This is a genomic window from Polaribacter sp. KT 15 (assembly GCF_900143115.1).
In the GTDB taxonomy this organism is placed as follows: Bacteria; Bacteroidota; Bacteroidia; order Flavobacteriales; family Flavobacteriaceae; genus Polaribacter; species Polaribacter marinaquae.
Genome location: NZ_LT670850.1, coordinates 127,754 through 145,644, shown reverse-complemented (window position 1 = coordinate 145,644; position 17,891 = coordinate 127,754). Strand labels below are relative to the sequence as shown.

Below are 17,891 nucleotides of genomic sequence, written 5' to 3'. Positions count from 1 at the left end.
TTATTAATTTATAGATTTAATTTCTCCTTTTTCTAGAGTTATAATTTGACTGCATTGTGTTTTCCAGCTCTTTTTACTACTTACAACAATTAACGCCCAAGGTCTGCTAGCATCTGTTAAATAGCTAATTATTTTAACAGTTTCCTCTAGATTAAATTGATCTAATGGATCTTCTAAGATCATTACTTTTGGCGCTTTTATTATAGATCTTGCTAAAATTATTTTCTTAGCAATTGTATAAGACATTTGTTTGCCTTCTGGATATAGAACAGTCTCTAATCCGTTAGGTTGTTCTTTTAAAAATTGATTTAAACCAACAATATCTAAAGCTTCAAAAATTGTATCATCTGTAATTTCTTGATTACCAAAAACTAAATTATTTCTAATAGAGCCTTCAAAAGGTGTTTCATCTGAAAGCGATAAACCTAATTGAGATCTGTAATGATTAAGGTGTAAGCTGTTTAAAGATAAATTATTGATATAAATATTACCTTCTGTGGGTTCTATTACACCAGCAATTAATCTTAAAAGGCTAGATTTACCAGCACCACTTTCTCCGTGTACAAGAATTCTAGATTCTGGTTTAATAGTTAAAGAAATATCTTTAATAATTGGTTTTTTTCTATCTTCTACAGCATAAGAAACGTTGTCTAATTCTATAGATAAACCTTTCTTAAAAATTGGTTTTTCACCTTCTTGCGATTCCAATTCTTTATCTACAACTTGCCCTATTTTTTCTATGGATGTAAGCACATCATAAAAAGACTCTAAACCAACAATTAATTTTTCTACAGACTGTATTACCAATAAAATGATAATTTCTGCAGCAACAAATTGTCCTATATTCATTTCTTGGTTAAGAACTAACGCACCACCAATTAATAATAAACTAGCAGTAACAATAACTTTAAAGCCTATCATTTGGCTAAATTGTAAAATTAAAATTCTAAAGTGATTTTCTCTAGCTTCTAAATATTTACTTACCAAATCGTCATTTTTCTTTAATGCCAAATTTGTATTACCAGATAGTTTAAAACTTACAACGGTTCTTGCAACTTCTTGAATCCAATGGGCAACTTTATATTTAATTTTAGATTCTTTTAAACTAGTTTCTAAACCTCTTTGTGCAGTAAATTTAAAAACGATATAAATTAGAAGTAATAAAAGAATACCAAAAATTATAAAGAAAGGATGATAAAAAGAAAGCAATATTAAAGCAAATACTATTTGTAATAGAGCGGTAGGTACATCAATTAATATTTTAGACAATCCTTTTTGTATTGTTAACGTATCAAAGAATCTATTTGCTAATTCTGGCGGATAATTATTACGTAGCTCATTCATTTTAATTTTAGGAAACCTATAGCTTAACTCAAAAGAAGCTCTAGTAAAAATTCTTTGTTGAATTGTTTCTATAATTCTTAATTGCATTAATTGCAAAGCGCCAGAAAATATAACGCCAATTGTAACAACAATAACTAAAATTACCCAAGAAGTAGATATTTGAGCTCCTTGAATTAAATTAATAATTGCCTGTATTCCTAAAGGTAATGATAGTGCTACAACACCACCAAATATGGCATAATAGAAAATTTGAAAAATATCTTTTTTTTCTAGTTTTAAAAGTCCCACAAATCTTCTCCATGGTGTTATTTTATCTGTAGTATTCATTTTATTTTAGTGTGTTTTTAACAAGTTGCGTAAAGAAACGAGTAGGTGTAGCACCTTTTTTACTATTTGTAATAGACGGAAAATGTTCTTTTAAAAAATGTTGATGCAAGCCACCTTCTAAAATTGTGCTCGATAGGCTAAGTGCAAACTCATAATCTGGTTTTAAAGCTAATATCATTTCTTTTATTCTTGTTATTAATCTTTTGTAGACTTCAAAATAACCTTCTTTATTATCTGTATCTACTTCTTTTGTTAAGAAAGATTTAGAACTTTCATTTACAATTATCTTATATAAAATAGCTTCATTTATATGAGAATAATTACTATCTAACGATACCGTTCTAGTAATTACCTCTATTGCTTTTTCTAGTTTTAATTCATTGTCTGATATGCTAAATGTTTCTATAACTAATTGATATTCTAACCAAGCCCAATACCAAGACGATAAATACAATAGTAATTTATGTTTGCTTTCAAAATATCTATAAATAGAACTTTCATTAGATTGTATCTTTGTTCCTAGTTTTTTAAAGGTAAAGTTTTCGAAACCAATTTCGTCTATTAGAAGAATACTATTTTCAATTATTTTTTTACCTAAGTTCGAGGTTTCTGGATCTTTAATAAAAATCTTATCGGGTACCGTAATTTTTAATATTGATAATAAGTTTTTCATACTGAAACTATTTTAGATTGCAAATATAATAGTATTACTATTAAAAAAGAAAGTGTTACTGAAATTTGGTGTTTTTTTAACAATAAATTAATAAACAAAAAAAAGCCTTCCGAATTAACGGAAGGCCCAACATTAACATAAAACATTCAACCAAAAATGTTTTTGTATAATTTTTATTCTTTATGTAAATACACAGCAGAAGCAGATGCTAACGAGGTATTGTAAGAAGGTGTTAAATTACCTCCATTATTTATGTTATTAAATGCTAATATTCTTCCTCCGCCGTTTCCAGCTTCAGCAATAAATACAGTTTTTGTATCGCTATCATAAGCAACATCAACAGGATTACCTAATAAAGTACTTGCACCAGAAACTCTTGTTTGTTGCGAAACTGCTAAAGTAGCATTGTTAGCTGTTGCGTTAAATTTTGATGTAAAATCTTCAATAATATGAAAACCACCATCGTCTTGTCCGTTAGAAGCTTCACCAATATCTGTTAATATCATAACATCAGTTGTAGCATCATAAGTTAAACCATGCGTTCTAACAATCCCTTCAATGGCAATTGTTTTTGTAGCCTCTACTGTTGCTGTACTTGTATTACTTAAAAAGTTAGAAAATACTGCTAATTCATTTGTAGTATCAACAATCGCAAATAAATCATTTCCTTTAAATACAATTCCCCATAATTTAAAGTTTGTTGTAATTGTATTTCTTAAAGTAAAAGAATTTCCATTTTTAGAGTAGATAAATAATCGACCATCTTTAGTAGTATCATCTCCGTCTACATCTGCATTATCTGCAACCACATAAAAGTTACCACTTACTGCCAATTCTCTCGGACTTGTCATATCTAAAGAACCTGTAACACCAACATTAGCTGTTAAAGAAGTACCAGAAACATCGATACCTGTATAACCTTCTAAACCAAATGTGCTTCTAGAAGCTTGCACAACAAGGTCTTCTGAACCGTCATAATAAATTCCGTCTGCTTTTGTAGTTGCAGTTGTTATTGTAGATATTGAGATATTATTCATATCAGATACATTGTACATATTTACATTTCCATCAGAATTATTTGAAGTAAATAAAACTTTGGTTTCTGTTTGTAGGTCTAAGTCTAAATCTGTATCATTATTAGAACAAGAAGTTAAACCAAGCGTAGTAGCACATACTAGTGCCATAATTTTAATAGATTTCATTCTGTTTATTTTTAGTTTTCAGGTATACATACGAAGTAAATTGATGTATGGTTTTTTAAAAATGATTTTTTCTGAAAAAAGTTAATTTTTAGCATATTGTTGGTAATCAGCAATTAAAAAGTATGTATTATTCCTTTAAATTTTGTACCTTTGTCGCTGTAAGACAGAATACAATTCCTTCATTATACTAGTTAGCCTTAATTAGATTTTCTTGTAACGTATTTTATCTTTCTAGAAATATTAATAAAAAAAACCTTTTGTATTTTAATGGCAAAATCGCAGCAAACATTTAGTAAAAGTGAAAAAGAAAAGAAACGTTTAAAAAAACGTCAGGATAAGATTAAAAAAATGGAAGCTAGAAAAGCTGCCAAAGAAGAAAATGGGTCTACAGGAATTCAATTTGCTTATGTAGATCATAATGGTAATTTAACAGATACTCCGCCAGATCCAGAATTAAAAGTAGAGTATGAATTAGAAGATATTCAAATTTCTGTAACTAAAAAAGAAGATTTACCAGAAGAAGATCCTGTAAGAAAAGGTAAAGTTTCTTTCTTTGATACTTCTAAAGGTTTCGGATTTATTATTGATACAGAAAATAACGAAAAGTATTTTACACACGTAAGTGGTTTGATAGATCAAATTGCAGAAAACGATAAAGTTTCTTTCGAATTAGAAAGAGGTATGCGTGGTATGAATGCAGTAAAAGTTAAGAAAGTATAATTTCATTTTTACAACATATAAAAAAAGCCTTTTCAATTGAAAAGGCTTTTTTTATATGTTGTAAAAGTTTATGTTAATTATTGTAAAACTCCATACTTTCTATAATTAAATCTACAGGTACTTTGCAATCAATTTTGTAATCTTCAAAATCATTTAAAAGCACAAAATTAACTTGTCCGTTTACATTTTTCTTATCGTGCTTTAATAATTCTAAAATTGCAGAAAAATCTTCTTTTAATAAATCAATTTTGTCGTAAATAGATAGTACAACATCTTTAACCTCTAAAACTTTTTCAGTAGGAAAACCTAAAAGTTTTTCAGACATATAACTTTCGCAAACCATACCAATTGCAATAGCTTCGCCATGAGTTAAGTTTTCTTTGTCTTCAGATTCTAAATAAAAAGATTCTATAGCGTGCCCTAGTGTATGACCAAAATTTAAAATTTTGCGTAAGTTTTGTTCTTTAGGATCTTGTAAAACAACTTCGTTTTTAATTTCTATAGATCTAAAAATTAAGTCTTTAATATCTAAGCCTTTGTTGTTTTTAATTTCATAAAACAGTTTACTATCATAAGTAATACCATATTTAATAATTTCTGCAGTACCAGATTTTATTTCTCTTTCTGTAACTGTTTCCAAATAATTGGTATCAACAATAACCATTTCTGGGTTTGCAAACAAACCAATTTGATTTTTTAAAACACCTAAATCCACACCAGTTTTACCACCAACAGAAGCATCTACCATAGAAAGTAAAGTTGTAGGGATATTAACAAAATCAATACCTCTTTTGTAACATGAAGCAACAAAACCACCTAAATCTGTAATAACGCCACCGCCTAGAGTAATTACCAAACTTTTTCTATCTCCGCCCAATTCTGTAATCGCGTTCCAAACGCCAGCACAGGTTTCTAAGTTTTTATTTATTTCACCAGATTCTATTTCGATAACTTCAATACGAATATCTGTTTTTAAATTTGGAATAAATTTAGGGTAACAACATTCAAAAGTATTTTCATCCGCTAAAATAAATAGCGTAGAGTAGTTTTTGTTAGAAATTAAGTTTGATAGTTCTTCGTATCCTTTTTCTTGAAAATGAACAGGATAACTTACGGCTTTTATAGATTTCATCATTTTAATATTGAATGTGCAAATTAAATAGAAATTATTGAATTATTTACAGTCTTAGACTATCTTTGTTCTAAATTAAAATCTAACGAATGAAATTTTTTGATAATACTGAAATTGCATTTTCATTAAAAACAGACTCAGAATTAGAAAGAGCATACTTTCTTTTTAAGATGATACAGAACCAACCAATGGTTAGAATAGGTACAGCTGTAACAAATTTCGCTTTAAAAGCACATTTACCTGTAGAGGGTTTAATTCGTTCTACAGTATTCGATCATTTTTGTGGTGGTGTAACAGAAGAAGACTGTTTACCAAACATAGAGAAATTGTATACAAAAGGAGTATCTTCTGTGTTAGATTATTCGGTAGAAGGTAAAGAAGGAGAAGAGGTTTTCGACTTAACTTTAAAGACTATTTTAAAGATTATTAATTTTGGTGAAGAAAAGAAATCGATTCCGTTTGCGGTTTTTAAACCTTCTGGTTTTGGTAGATTTGCTCTTTTTCAAAAAATTACAGAAAAACAAACCTTAACAGTAGAAGAAAAATCTGAATGGATTCGTGTAAAAGAGCGTTTTCATACTGTGTGTAAAGCAGCAGTAAAACAAGATGTACCTTTATTGATAGATGCCGAAGAAAGCTGGATGCAAGATGCAGCAGATGATTTAGTTGAAGAATTGATGGAAAACTACAATAAAGAAAAAGCAATTGTATTTAATACATTACAAATGTATAGACACGATCGTTTAGAGTATTTAAAAGGTTTATACGAAAGAGCTTATCAAAAAGATTTTCATATTGGTATGAAAGTAGTTCGTGGTGCTTACATGGAAAAGGAAAGAAGTAGAGCAGAAGAAAAAGGATATGAATCTCCTATTTGTGCAGATAAACAAGCAACAGATAAAAATTATGATGCTGCTATTTTATATATGATGGAACATAAAAAAATGGCTTTATTTGCAGGTACGCATAATGAAGAAAGTTCTTATTTACTTTTAAAATTAGCAGAACAATATAAAATAGAAAAAGATGATAAGCGCTTGTGGTTTGGTCAATTATATGGTATGAGCGATCATATTAGTTTTAACCTAGCAGATTTAGGTTATAATGTTGCTAAATATGTTCCTTTTGGTCCTGTTAGAGATGTAATGCCTTACTTAATTAGAAGAGCAGAAGAAAATACATCTGTAGCAGGACAAACAAGTAGAGAATTAAATTTGATTAAAGCAGAGCGAAAACGCAGAAAAATATAATGCAAACGATAGATGAAATAAAAATGTTGTTGCATCGAAACAAACTTAGATTGCACCAAGAACTGTTGCAAAGTAAAGAGGCAATGCATTTAATAAGAAAATCTACACATTCGACGTTAACAGAAGAAGAGAAGTTAAAAATAAAAGTGCAGTTATTAGATATTTGCAAAGCAATACCTGCTTTTACTGTTTTTATGCTTCCGGGTGGTGCATTATTATTACCCTTACTAATAAAATTAATACCAGACATTTTACCATCAGCATTTAGAGATGATGTAAAATAATTTTAAAAAAATATAATTTTAAAAAAATAAAAGATATATTTGTCTTGTAAACTTTAGGAGTAGCTATTAAATTAGTTTGAGAAACATCCTTAGAACCTGATTTGGTTAATACCAACGTAGGAAAAAGTTACCTAGATTTAGTTATATAACTACCTCTCTTTGGTTTACAGTAATATTTATACTTATGATTACTATAAATGTAAACCAAGAAAATCAACAATTTTCTGAAGAAATATCAATAGAAGAATTAATTTGTTTTTTGAAAATAAAAACAAACGGAATTGCTATTGCCGTTAATTCTAATGTTATAAAAAAAGAAAATTGGTCTTCTAATTTACTTCATAATAATGATAAAGTTTTAATCATAAAATCTACTCAAGGCGGATAAAACTTACAACTATAAAAAATGAAGAAAAAAGACACAGCACCAAGTAAAGGAATCACTAGAAATCCTTTTCCTAATTCAAAAAAAGTATATGTAAAAGGTAAACTGTATCCAAAAATTAAAGTAGCAATGCGCGAAATAGAATTAAGTGATACGGTAGATTCTATGACCAAGAAAAGAACAGCAAACGAGCCCGTTACTGTGTATGATACTTCGGGTCCGTATACAGATCCTACCAAAGAAATTAATATTCATAATGGTTTAGAAAGAATTAGAGAAGAGTGGGTCTTAGAAAGAAATGATGTTGAGCAGTTAGATTCTTTTTCTTCTAAATATTGTAACGAACGTTTAAATGATAAAAGTTTAGATCATTTACGTTTTAATCATTTACAAAAACCACTAAGAGCAAAAAAAGGGCAGAATGTTACACAATTACATTATGCTAAAAAAGGAATAATAACTCCAGAAATGGAATACATTGCAATTCGAGAAAACCAAAAAATAGATGAGATTACACGTTTGTCTAAACAACATCCAGGTCAAGATTTCGGTGCAAGTATTCCTGCAAAAATATCGCCAGAATTTGTTAGAGAAGAAGTGGCAAGAGGTAGAGCAGTAATTCCATCAAACATTAATCATCCAGAAGCAGAACCTATGATTTTAGGTCGTAATTTCTTGGTTAAAATTAATGCTAATATTGGTAATTCTGCTACTACTTCTTCTATAGAAGAAGAGGTAGAAAAGGCGGTTTGGGCTTGTCGTTGGGGTGCAGACAATATTATGGATTTATCTACCGGAAAAAATATTCATGAAACTAGAGAATGGATTATTAGAAACTCACCGGTTCCTGTTGGTACAGTGCCTATTTATCAAGCTTTAGAAAAAGTAAACGGAGTAGCAGAAGATTTAACTTGGGAGATTTTTAGAGATACATTAATAGAACAAGCAGAGCAAGGTGTAGATTATTTTACAATTCATGCCGGTGTGCGTTTACGTTATGTGCCAATGACAGCAAAAAGAATTACCGGTATTGTATCTCGTGGAGGTTCTATTATGGCAAAATGGTGTTTAGCACATCATAAAGAAAGTTTTTTATATACACATTTTGAAGAAATTTGTGAAATTATGAAAGCGTATGATGTTGCTTTTTCTTTAGGAGATGGTTTAAGACCAGGTTCTATTGCAGATGCAAATGATGAGGCACAGTTTGCAGAATTAGAAACTTTAGGAGAATTAACTAAAATAGCAAGAAAGCACGAAGTACAATGTTTTATTGAAGGTCCTGGTCACGTGCCAATGCATATGATTAAAGCAAATATGGACAAACAATTAGAAGCTTGTGATGAAGCTCCTTTTTATACTTTAGGACCTTTAACCACAGATATTGCACCAGGATATGACCATATTACATCTGGTATTGGAGCAGCAATGATTGGTTGGTTTGGTTGTGCAATGTTGTGTTATGTAACTCCAAAAGAGCATTTAGGTTTACCAAATAAAGAAGATGTTAGAACCGGTGTGGTTACTTATAAATTAGCAGCACACGCTGCGGATTTAGCAAAAGGACATCCAGGTGCACAACACAGAGACGACGCTTTAAGTAAAGCACGTTTTGAGTTTAGATGGGAAGATCAGTTTAATTTAGGTTTAGATCCAGAATTAGCAAGAGAATATCATGATGAGACTTTACCAGCAGAAGGAGCTAAAATTGCACATTTTTGTTCTATGTGTGGTCCTAAATTTTGTTCAATGAAAATTTCTCAAGAAGTTCGAGATTTTGCAGCAGAAAATAAGGTTGAAGGTGATGAGGTTTTTGCAAAAGGAATGGAAGAAAAATCTAAAGAATTTAAAGATAAAGGTTCAGAAGTATATTTATAATATACTTTTGCCATAAAAGCGCTTCTACGTCTTGGGGGAGACGTAGTTGAGCTTTTTTTTAATATAGATTGATTACTATTGAAATATTAAAAGGTGTTTTTTAGATAATTTTTACTACTTATGATAATACTTATTGCGCCAGAAAATGATATTTCTAATGAAATAGAAATTTTAGATACTTTGTTTAAAGAAGGGCTAGAGTATTATCATTTAAGAAAACCCAATAAATCGAAAGAAGAATATTTACAATACTTAAGCCAAATAGATACAGCTTTTCATTCTAAGATAGTTTTACATTATTATCATGAATTGATTCACGAATTTAATTTGAAAGGAATTCATTTTCAAGAGCAAAAGCGAAGAGATGTTTTAGAAATCGGAGCAGATTATTTATCTAATTTTAATTTGAAGGGTAAAACGATAAGCAGTTCTTTTCATGAACCAAAAGAATTAGAAAGTTGTAAAATAAAATTTGATTATAATTTATTAAGTCCGGTTTTTTCTTCAATTTCAAAACAGGGTTATCAAGGTAGAGGTTTTGATGTAAATCATATTGATAAACCAATCATTGGAATGGGAGGCGTAAATAAAGAAACAATACCAAAAGTTTTAGATTTAGGATATAATGGTATCGGAGTTTTAGGTGGAGTTTGGAATGCGAAAAATCCTATTGAAAGTTTTAAAGGTATTAGAGATCAGTATAAAGTAGCTAAAGGTTAATTTTTATGTTAGATGATAACAACTTTATTTTAACTATTGCAGGCCTAGATCCATCTAGTGGTGCTGGTTTAACGGCAGATATAAAAACTTTTGAAGCACATGGTTTATACGGTTTATCTGTTTGTACAGCTGTAACTGTTCAGAATGATATTAATTTTAAACATTGTCTTTGGATTGCAGAAGAGGTTATTATTAGTCAAATAGAAACTTTATTCGAAAGGTTTTCTATTGATGTAGTTAAAATAGGTGTTATCGAATCTTGGGAACGTTTATTTAACATTATAAATAAATTAAAAGCGTTAAATGCATCAATAAAAATAATTTTAGATCCTGTTTTAAAAACTAGTAGTGGTTTTAATTTTCATACAAATCAAAATCTAAAAATTTTAGAAAAAATACTCACATCTTGTTTTTTTATTACACCAAATTACGATGAGATTAAGGCTTTGTTTCCTAAAAAAGATATTGAAGAAACGATAGATTTTATGGCGAATAAAACAAACCTGTATTTAAAAGGCGGACACAGAAAAGAGCAGAAAGGTTTAGATGAGGTTTATTACAATAGTTTGGTTCAGTTAAATATACCACCAATTGCTGAAAAAGTTTACGAGAAACATGGCAGCGGTTGTGTTTTATCATCTGCATTAGCTGCAAATATAGCTTTGGGTTTTGGTATAGATGATGCTTGTAGAAAAACAAAGTTATATACAGAACAATTTTTAAATTCTAATACAAGTTTATTAGGAAATCACAAAAATAGAAATGATAAGTAAATTACATTATATATCTCAAGGTAAATCACCAGAAGAGCATTTGCAAAATATTCAAAACGCATGCAGCTCTGGGGCAGAGACAGTTCAATTACGTTTAAAAAATGTAGAGGAAGATATAGTTTTAGAAACAGCAAAAAAGGTTAAAGAAATTACAGATAATTTTCAGACAAGATTAATTATAAACGACTATTACAAAGTTGCAATTGCTATAAAAGCTGATGGCGTTCATTTGGGTAAAACAGATGCTTGTCCTAATTTGGTTCGTAAAGAACTAGCGTCTTGGCAAATTATTGGTGGTACTGCAAACACTTTAAAAGATTGTAAAGCTTTATTAGACAAAAAAGTAGATTATATTGGTTTAGGTCCGTTTAGATTTACAAATACAAAAGAAAATTTAAGTCCGGTTTTAGGAGTAGCAGGTTACAAAGTTATTTTAGAAGAATTAAAAACTACAGTGCCAATAATTGCAGTTGGTGGCATCACTTTAAGCGATGCAGAGTCAATTATTGAAACAGGTGTTTACGGATTGGCTGTTTCATCAGAAATAACTAATAATTACAATGTAATTTCAAACTTTCATAAAATATTGCTTAAAGATAGAGCTCAAGAGCAAATATTTAAGTTTGATAAAAATTAAGTAGCATGGAAAAATTAATAATTGCCGATAAAACATTTAATTCTCGCTTATTTACCGGAACAGGTAAATTTAGTTCGTCTAATTTAATGCAAGATGCACTATTAGAGAGTAAAAGCGAATTGGTTACGGTGGCATTAAAAAGGGTTGATGTGACGAATGAGGAGGATGATATTTTAACGCATCTAAGTCATGAAAGAATTAATTTATTACCAAATACTTCTGGCGTAAGAAATGCTAAAGAAGCAGTTTTTGCTGCAGAATTATCTAGAGAAGCTTTACAGACAAATTGGGTAAAATTAGAAATTCATCCAGATCCTAGGTATTTGTTGCCAGATCCTATAGAAACTCTAAAAGCTGCAGAAGAATTGGTTAAAAAAGGTTTTGTAGTGATGCCATATATTCATGCAGATCCTGTTTTATGTAAACGATTAGAAGAGGTAGGTGTACAATGTGTAATGCCTCTTGGTGCTCCGATTGGTAGTAATAAAGGTTTAAAAACAGTAGATTTTTTAGAAATTATTATCGAGCAATCGAATGTGCCAGTTATTGTTGATGCAGGTATTGGTGCTCCTTCTCATGCAGCATTTGCAATGGAAATAGGTGCAGATGCAGTTCTTGTAAATACAGCAATTGCAGTTTCTAAAAATCCTGTGGCAATGGCAAACGCCTTTAGAATGGCAGTTGAAGCTGGTAGAATGGCTTTTGAAGCAAAGTTGGCTCCTGTAAATAAAAAAGCAGTTGCAAGTAGTCCGTTAACATCATTTTTAAATTAAAAGATGCGCAACTTTAAAACACTTTTTGATACTTATAACTGGAGTGAAACTTTAAATAGTATTTACAATAAAAACAATAAAGATGTTGAGTTGGCGCTTTTAAAAGATAATCTAGATTTAGAAGATCTTAAGGCATTGTTGTCTCCTGCAGCAAAACCACATTTAGAGCAAATGGCTCAAAAAAGTCATGCACTTACTAAAAAGAGATTTGGGAATACAATACAAATGTATGCACCCATGTATCTAAGTAACGAGTGTCAGAATATCTGTACGTATTGTGGTTTTAGTATGACTAATAAAATACCACGAAGAACGCTAACAGATGCAGAAATTTTAAAAGAAGTTGCCTTCCTAAAAAAGAAAGGATATGATCATATTTTGTTAGTTACTGGCGAAGCAAATAGAACCGTTGGTGTAGATTATGTAAAAAATGCGATTCAATTAATACGCAGTAAATTTTCTAACATAACTATAGAAATTCAGCCTTTAAATACAGAAGATTACATTCTTTTAAAAGAAAATGGATTATATGCCGTACTTGTTTATCAAGAAACCTATCATAGAGAAGAATATAAAAAACATCACCCAAAAGGGAAGAAATCTAATTTTGATTATCGTCTAGATACACCAGATCGATTAGGTAAAGCCGGTGTGCATAAAATTGGTTTAGGCGCTTTATTTGGTTTAGAAGATTGGAGGGCAGATAGTTTTTTTACAGCTTTACACCTAAAATATTTACAAAAGACGTATTGGAAAACTAAATATTCGATTTCTTTTCCTCGATTAAGACCGCATTCTGGTGGTTTAGAACCAAAAGTAGAAATGACGGATAAAGATTTAGTACAAACAATTTGTGCTTTTCGTTTGTTCGATGAAGATGTAGAATTGTCTATGTCTACCCGAGAAAGTGAAATATTTAGAAATCATATCGTTAAATTAGGAATTACTTCTATTAGTGCCGAGTCTAAAACAAATCCTGGTGGATATTCTGTTGAACCACAATCTTTAGAACAATTCGAAATTTCTGATGAAAGAAGTACAGAAGATGTTGTAAAAATGTTAAAAAATAATGGTTTAGAGGTTGTTTGGAAAGATTGGGAACATTTTGAAAAGGTATAATTTATATGAATTTATCTACCGAAGAATATCAACAATACAATCGTCATCTTATTTTAGATAAAATAGGAGAACAAGGACAATTAAAATTTAAAAAAGCAAAAGTTTTAGTAATTGGAGCTGGCGGATTAGGTTGCCCAGTTTTACAATATTTAAGCGCTGCAGGTGTTGGTAATATTGGTATTATTGATGATGATGTTGTAGATCAAAGTAATTTACAACGTCAAATTTTATATACCATTGATGATATTGGCTTGTCGAAAGCTAAAGTTGCCGCAAAAAGATTATCAGCATTAAATCCGTTTATTAAGTTTGATGTTTATCAAGAGAAATTAACAAGAGAAAATGCTATTCGATTATTTAAAAAATATGATATTGTTGTTGACGGATCCGATAATTTTTCAACAAGATATTTAGCAAATGACGCATCAGTTATAGCGAATAAACCATTAGTTTACGGAGCAATTTTTAAATTTGAAGGCCAAGTAAGTGTTTTTAATTACAATAATAGTGCAACTTACAGGTGTTTGTATCCAACGCCACCAAAGCCAGATGAATCACCAAATTGTTCAGAAATTGGTGTATTAGGTGTTTTGCCGGGTATTATAGGTAGTTTTCAAGCAAATGAAACGATAAAAATTATTTGTGGAATAGGAAATGTGTTGTCAAATAAATTGTTATTATATAATACATTAACAATGCAGCAAGTAACTTTAAATTATCAGAAAAACACTAAAATTGATATTCAGAAATTAGAAGAGAATTACGATGTTTTCTGCGGAATAGAGTTAGACATTGAAGAAATTACTCTTACTTCTTTAAAAAGCAATATTTCTGATTACAATTTGTTAGATGTTCGAGAAGATGACGAGAGAATAAATTACCATATTGGAGGTCAACATATCCCGTTAAGTGATTTGAAATCAAGACTAAAAGATGTAAATGTTGATAAAAGTTTAGTTGTTTATTGTAAATCAGGTGTAAGAAGTACAAAGGCTATCAGAATTTTAAAACAGTATTTTCCTTCTTTAAAATTAATTAATTTAAAAGGAGGTTGTTTCGTAAAATAATACACCATAATCTTCTCTTAGATATATTTATAGTTATTAGATAGTTAAACTTTTTTGGTTTGAAACCAATCTTTAAACTAAAAACACTACTTTTGCACGAAATTTAAGAACGCAAGAATGCAACCAATTAGAAACATCGCTATTATAGCCCACGTAGATCACGGTAAAACAACGTTAGTTGATAAAATTATAGATCAAGCAAAAATCTTAGACGAACGTAAAGAACGTACAGATTTATTGCTAGACAACAACGATTTAGAACGTGAAAGAGGAATTACGATTCTTTCTAAAAACGTATCTGTAAATTATAAGAACACAAAAATTAACGTAATTGATACTCCTGGTCACGCCGATTTTGGTGGAGAGGTAGAGCGTGTATTAAAAATGGCTGATGGTGTTTTATTATTAGTGGATGCATTTGAAGGGCCAATGCCACAAACTCGTTTTGTATTAGGTAAAGCCTTAGAATTAGGATTAACACCAATTGTAGTTGTAAATAAAGTAGATAAAGAAAACTGTACTCCAGATTTAGTTCATGAGAAAGTTTTTGATTTGATGTTTGCTTTAGAAGCAACAGAAGAGCAATTAGACTTTACTACAATTTACGGTTCTGCAAAGAACAATTGGATGTCTACAGACTGGAAAAATGAAACTGACAATATCGTACCTTTATTAGATGCTGTATTAGAATCTATTCCAGAAACTAAATACAACGAAGGTACTGCACAAATGCAAATTACTTCTTTAGACTTTTCTGCTTTTACAGGTAGAATTGCAATTGGACGTGTATTTAGAGGTGATTTAGAAGCTGGTAAAGATTACATGTTATGTAAAGCTGATGGTTCTACTAAAAAAGTTAGAATTAAAGAATTACATGTTTTTGAAGGAATGGGTAAAGTACAAGTAGATAAAGTACCTTGTGGTGATATTTGTGCTATTACTGGTGTAGAAGATTTTGAAATTGGTGATACAATTGCAGATTTAGAAAATCCAGAGGCATTACCAAGAACAGAAATTGATAAACCAACAATGAGTATGTTGTTTACTATTAACAACTCTCCGTTTTTTGGTAAAGAAGGTAAATTTGTAACATCTCGTCATTTACGTGACAGATTGTTTAAAGAAATGGAAAAAAACCTTGCATTAAGAGTAGATACTACAGATTCTGAAGATAAATTTAACGTTTTCGGACGTGGAGTTTTACACTTATCTGTATTAATTGAAACTATGCGTAGAGAAGGATATGAGTTGCAAGTAGGTAGACCACAAGTTATTTTAAAAGAAATTGACGGAGTGAAATGTGAGCCTTACGAGACTTTATCTATCGATGTTCCAGAAGATGTTGCTTCTAAAGCAATTAATTTAGTATCTCTTAGAAAAGGAGATTTATTAATCATGGAGCCAAAAGGAGATTTACAACATTTAGAATTTACAATTCCTTCAAGAGGATTAATTGGTTTACGTAATAAAATTTTAACTGCAACAGCAGGTCAAGCTATTATTAACCACCGTTTTTCTGAATATGGACCTTATAAAGGTGATTTCTCTGAGGATATTAAAGGTGCAATTGTATCATCTGCAGCAGGTAAAGCAACAGCTTATGCTATTGATAGATTACAAGATAGAGGTCGTTTCTTTATTGATCCTAATCAAGATATTTATATTGGGCAGGTTGTAGGAGAAAACTCGAAAGCCGATGATATGGGTGTAAACTTAATTAAAGGTAAAAAATTAACCAACGTTCGTTCTTCTGGTACAGATGATAGTGTTAAAATTGCACCGAAAATTGATTTTTCTTTGGAAGAATGTATGGAGTATATTAAAGCTGATGAGTATTTAGAAGTTACTCCAGAAAGCTTACGTATGCGTAAAATTAATTTTAGACCATAAAAATATATTAAAATACCTTTTTGATTATAATAATCTAAGATTATTAATATCTTAAAAACGCCACTTTTTAGTGGCGTTTTTTATATTTGTACTATGAGTGAATTTATCCATTTTTTTGAAGTTTTAAAGGAAAGTATAACAAACGATGAGTTTGTTAAATTAACAGTTAGTAAACCCATTAGAAAAAGTGAAGGTTTATTAAATGTATATGCACGTTTGTTTAAAATTGATGACAAAGATGTTTTCGAATTAAAGTATCGTTATACAGATGATAATCAATTTAAGCAATTTACTTTAGAAGAATTAAAATCAGAATTAGAAAGTTTACTTATAAATAAATTTAGAACAGCTTGCTTATTTACTTTAAATGAAGATTTAATTGTACTTGTATCTAAAAAGAAACTTGTTTCTTACAGGGATAATGCGCCAAGTTTTAAAAATAAATTACCAGAAATACCTTTACAATCTTAAAAATATTATTAGTTTTTAGAAAATTTACTACTAGTTTTTAAAGCGATTAAACCTAGAATAGGGCCAATAGCTAATATTAAGTATATAAATGTTGTGTTGGTTGTATGATATATATAACTAATTATTTGAATGCTTAAAATTGTAATGGCATAACCTATACAGTTTACAATTGTAAGAGCTGTACCTTTATCTTTTTTTGGAGCACTTTTAGCGATTAGCGTAGAAAATAGTGGCGAATCTGCAATAACAACCATTCCCCAAAATAATAGAAAACTAATAAAAATTATTGCATTATCAACCATAAAAATAAAAGGAGATATCAAACAACAAAAACAAGATAAAAGTAAAGACCAATAAGCTGTTTTTTTTGTACCAATAGCCGCCGCAACATTGCTACCAACAATACATCCAATACTTCCTATAGAAATAATAAAAAAAGATAATAATGGAATTTTAAAGTTAACTTCATGTAAGTTAGAGTATGTAATTAAAAGTATCGGTACAAATGCCCAAAAGGTATAAAGTTCCCACATATGACCAAAATATCCAAAAGCAGCTTGTCTAAATTGGTTGTTTTTAAAAACTTTATAGCAAATAGAAATGTCTAAAGCGGTTCCTTTTTTTCGATAAGGCCCATTAGGAACTAAAATAAATAATAGTAATCCACCAAAAATGGCTAATATCGAAATGAATAAAACAATATTTTGCCAAGAATAGTCTTGTAAACTATCTTTAAGTAGATGTGGTAAAGCAGTTCCTAACACTAAGGCACCAACTAAATAACCTAAAGATTTTCCCAACCCTTTTTCAAAATAATCCGTAGCAATTTTCATCCCAACAGGATAAATTCCTGCTAAGAAAAATCCTGTTAAGAATCTTAATAAAAGTAAGCTAAATAATGTGTTTTCATTAAAAATTAAACAACCATTAAAAACTGCGCCTAAAGCGGCACAAAAGAAAAATACTTTAGAAGGCGAGAATCTATCTGCTATAGAAAGTAGTGCAAATAACAATGTTCCTAAAATAAAACCAAATTGAACTGCAGAAGTTAAATTTTCTAAGGCATTAGTTTTTAAACTGAAGTTATCTATTAAATCTGTTAATACGGCATTGCTTGCAAACCATAAAGACGTACAACAGAATTGAGAAATAACAATTATAAGAAGAACAAATTTGTGATGTTTCATTTAGAAAGCAAATTTATTGAAAAGAATGTAATATTCAATTTAAAATTAACATTGAAATC

At 29.8% G+C, this 17,891-nt stretch carries 18 protein-coding genes and 1 riboswitch; of the genes, 13 read left to right on the top strand and 5 right to left on the bottom strand.

The features are described from left to right. Positions 1–3: 3 nt before the first annotated feature. The 3 genes from B5464_RS00745 to B5464_RS00735 all read right to left on the bottom strand — a co-directional run bounded on the left by B5464_RS00745 (position 4) and on the right by B5464_RS00735 (position 3,546). On the bottom strand, positions 4–1,671 hold the full coding sequence (locus B5464_RS00745; protein ID WP_079736791.1) for a peptidase domain-containing ABC transporter: 1,668 nt from the start codon (positions 1,669–1,671) through the stop codon (positions 4–6). A 1-nt stretch (position 1,672) separates the two neighbouring features. Then, positions 1,673–2,344 carry a TetR/AcrR family transcriptional regulator gene (locus tag B5464_RS00740; protein ID WP_077809542.1) on the bottom strand — a complete coding sequence of 224 codons (672 nt, stop codon included), beginning with the start codon at positions 2,342–2,344 and terminating at the stop codon, positions 1,673–1,675. Positions 2,345–2,517: 173 nt separating this feature from the next. Beyond that, positions 2,518–3,546: a hypothetical protein gene (locus B5464_RS00735; protein WP_079736790.1), complete on the bottom strand. Its 1,029-nt coding sequence runs from the start codon at positions 3,544–3,546 to the stop codon at positions 2,518–2,520. A 267-nt stretch (positions 3,547–3,813) separates the two neighbouring features. Here B5464_RS00735 and B5464_RS00730 point away from each other — a divergent pair, with 267 nt between their 5' ends. After that, a complete protein-coding gene (locus tag B5464_RS00730; RefSeq protein WP_077809540.1) occupies positions 3,814–4,266 on the top strand; it encodes a cold-shock protein in 453 nt (150 codons plus the stop codon). Between the two features lie 73 nt (positions 4,267–4,339). On the opposite strand, the gene aroB is transcribed toward B5464_RS00730, so the two are convergent. Beyond that, positions 4,340–5,398, bottom strand: coding sequence for a 3-dehydroquinate synthase (aroB, locus tag B5464_RS00725; protein ID WP_079736789.1), 1,059 nt, complete (start codon positions 5,396–5,398; stop codon positions 4,340–4,342). 89 nt (positions 5,399–5,487) lie between these two features. Here aroB and B5464_RS00720 point away from each other — a divergent pair, with 89 nt between their 5' ends. The 12 genes from B5464_RS00720 (at position 5,488) to B5464_RS00665 (ending at position 16,645) form a co-directional block, all read left to right on the top strand. Further along, positions 5,488–6,648 carry a proline dehydrogenase family protein gene (locus tag B5464_RS00720; protein ID WP_079736788.1) on the top strand — a complete coding sequence of 387 codons (1,161 nt, stop codon included), beginning with the start codon at positions 5,488–5,490 and terminating at the stop codon, positions 6,646–6,648. After that, complete coding sequence (locus B5464_RS00715) at positions 6,648–6,932, top strand: LETM1 domain-containing protein (protein ID WP_079736787.1); 285 nt, start codon at positions 6,648–6,650, stop codon at positions 6,930–6,932. Before B5464_RS00720 ends, B5464_RS00715 begins: the two co-directional genes overlap by 1 nt. Positions 6,933–6,977: 45 nt before the next feature. Further along, a riboswitch (TPP riboswitch) is annotated at positions 6,978–7,072 on the top strand. Positions 7,073–7,116: 44 nt separating this feature from the next. Continuing rightward, complete coding sequence (thiS, locus tag B5464_RS00710) at positions 7,117–7,320, top strand: sulfur carrier protein ThiS (RefSeq protein ID WP_077809536.1); 204 nt, start codon at positions 7,117–7,119, stop codon at positions 7,318–7,320. Between the two features lie 18 nt (positions 7,321–7,338). Further along, positions 7,339–9,195, top strand: a complete 1,857-nt coding sequence (thiC, locus tag B5464_RS00705; RefSeq protein WP_079736786.1) for a phosphomethylpyrimidine synthase ThiC — start codon at positions 7,339–7,341, stop codon at positions 9,193–9,195. Positions 9,196–9,315: 120 nt separating this feature from the next. Further along, positions 9,316–9,915: a thiamine phosphate synthase gene (locus tag B5464_RS00700; RefSeq protein ID WP_079736785.1), complete on the top strand. Its 600-nt coding sequence runs from the start codon at positions 9,316–9,318 to the stop codon at positions 9,913–9,915. A 5-nt stretch (positions 9,916–9,920) separates the two neighbouring features. Beyond that, positions 9,921–10,688: a hydroxymethylpyrimidine/phosphomethylpyrimidine kinase gene (locus B5464_RS00695; RefSeq protein WP_079736784.1), complete on the top strand. Its 768-nt coding sequence runs from the start codon at positions 9,921–9,923 to the stop codon at positions 10,686–10,688. Next, positions 10,678–11,325: a thiamine phosphate synthase gene (thiE, locus tag B5464_RS00690; protein WP_079736783.1), complete on the top strand. Its 648-nt coding sequence runs from the start codon at positions 10,678–10,680 to the stop codon at positions 11,323–11,325. The genes B5464_RS00695 and thiE overlap by 11 nt, the downstream gene beginning before the upstream one ends. Positions 11,326–11,330: 5 nt before the next feature. Next, positions 11,331–12,098: a thiazole synthase gene (locus B5464_RS00685; RefSeq protein WP_079736782.1), complete on the top strand. Its 768-nt coding sequence runs from the start codon at positions 11,331–11,333 to the stop codon at positions 12,096–12,098. A 3-nt stretch (positions 12,099–12,101) separates the two neighbouring features. After that, positions 12,102–13,217 (top strand): 2-iminoacetate synthase ThiH, encoded by a 1,116-nt coding sequence (thiH, locus tag B5464_RS00680; protein WP_079736781.1) that lies wholly within the window; start codon positions 12,102–12,104, stop codon positions 13,215–13,217. Between the two features lie 5 nt (positions 13,218–13,222). Beyond that, the gene (gene moeB / locus B5464_RS00675; protein WP_079736780.1) at positions 13,223–14,284 is read left to right on the top strand and encodes a molybdopterin-synthase adenylyltransferase MoeB; all 1,062 of its coding nucleotides are present in this window, start codon (positions 13,223–13,225) and stop codon (positions 14,282–14,284) included. Positions 14,285–14,401: 117 nt separating this feature from the next. Then, positions 14,402–16,174: a translational GTPase TypA gene (typA, locus tag B5464_RS00670; protein ID WP_077809528.1), complete on the top strand. Its 1,773-nt coding sequence runs from the start codon at positions 14,402–14,404 to the stop codon at positions 16,172–16,174. Between the two features lie 93 nt (positions 16,175–16,267). Continuing rightward, the gene (locus B5464_RS00665) at positions 16,268–16,645 is read left to right on the top strand and encodes a hypothetical protein (protein WP_077809527.1); all 378 of its coding nucleotides are present in this window, start codon (positions 16,268–16,270) and stop codon (positions 16,643–16,645) included. Positions 16,646–16,653: 8 nt separating this feature from the next. Here B5464_RS00665 and B5464_RS00660 read toward each other — a convergent pair whose 3' ends face one another. Next, positions 16,654–17,832, bottom strand: a complete 1,179-nt coding sequence (locus tag B5464_RS00660; protein WP_079736779.1) for a nitrate/nitrite transporter — start codon at positions 17,830–17,832, stop codon at positions 16,654–16,656. Between the last annotated feature and the right edge of the window lie 59 nt (positions 17,833–17,891).

What these genes read in the sequence shown, in the direction of transcription:
- thiH (WP_079736781.1), top strand. Translation starts at nt 12,102, where the DNA reads ATGCGCAACTTTAAAACACTTTTTGATACTTATAACTGGAGTGAAACT.
- B5464_RS00685 (WP_079736782.1), top strand. Translation starts at nt 11,331, where the DNA reads ATGGAAAAATTAATAATTGCCGATAAAACATTTAATTCTCGCTTATTT.
- thiE (WP_079736783.1), top strand. Translation starts at nt 10,678, where the DNA reads ATGATAAGTAAATTACATTATATATCTCAAGGTAAATCACCAGAAGAG.
- B5464_RS00660 (WP_079736779.1), bottom strand. Translation starts at nt 17,832, where the DNA reads ATGAAACATCACAAATTTGTTCTTCTTATAATTGTTATTTCTCAATTC.
- thiC (WP_079736786.1), top strand. Translation starts at nt 7,339, where the DNA reads ATGAAGAAAAAAGACACAGCACCAAGTAAAGGAATCACTAGAAATCCT.
- B5464_RS00665 (WP_077809527.1), top strand. Translation starts at nt 16,268, where the DNA reads ATGAGTGAATTTATCCATTTTTTTGAAGTTTTAAAGGAAAGTATAACA.
- thiS (WP_077809536.1), top strand. Translation starts at nt 7,117, where the DNA reads ATGATTACTATAAATGTAAACCAAGAAAATCAACAATTTTCTGAAGAA.
- B5464_RS00740 (WP_077809542.1), bottom strand. Translation starts at nt 2,344, where the DNA reads ATGAAAAACTTATTATCAATATTAAAAATTACGGTACCCGATAAGATT.
- moeB (WP_079736780.1), top strand. Translation starts at nt 13,223, where the DNA reads ATGAATTTATCTACCGAAGAATATCAACAATACAATCGTCATCTTATT.
- typA (WP_077809528.1), top strand. Translation starts at nt 14,402, where the DNA reads ATGCAACCAATTAGAAACATCGCTATTATAGCCCACGTAGATCACGGT.
- B5464_RS00745 (WP_079736791.1), bottom strand. Translation starts at nt 1,671, where the DNA reads ATGAATACTACAGATAAAATAACACCATGGAGAAGATTTGTGGGACTT.
- B5464_RS00700 (WP_079736785.1), top strand. Translation starts at nt 9,316, where the DNA reads ATGATAATACTTATTGCGCCAGAAAATGATATTTCTAATGAAATAGAA.
- B5464_RS00715 (WP_079736787.1), top strand. Translation starts at nt 6,648, where the DNA reads ATGCAAACGATAGATGAAATAAAAATGTTGTTGCATCGAAACAAACTT.
- B5464_RS00720 (WP_079736788.1), top strand. Translation starts at nt 5,488, where the DNA reads ATGAAATTTTTTGATAATACTGAAATTGCATTTTCATTAAAAACAGAC.
- aroB (WP_079736789.1), bottom strand. Translation starts at nt 5,398, where the DNA reads ATGAAATCTATAAAAGCCGTAAGTTATCCTGTTCATTTTCAAGAAAAA.
- B5464_RS00735 (WP_079736790.1), bottom strand. Translation starts at nt 3,546, where the DNA reads ATGAAATCTATTAAAATTATGGCACTAGTATGTGCTACTACGCTTGGT.
- B5464_RS00730 (WP_077809540.1), top strand. Translation starts at nt 3,814, where the DNA reads ATGGCAAAATCGCAGCAAACATTTAGTAAAAGTGAAAAAGAAAAGAAA.
- B5464_RS00695 (WP_079736784.1), top strand. Translation starts at nt 9,921, where the DNA reads ATGTTAGATGATAACAACTTTATTTTAACTATTGCAGGCCTAGATCCA.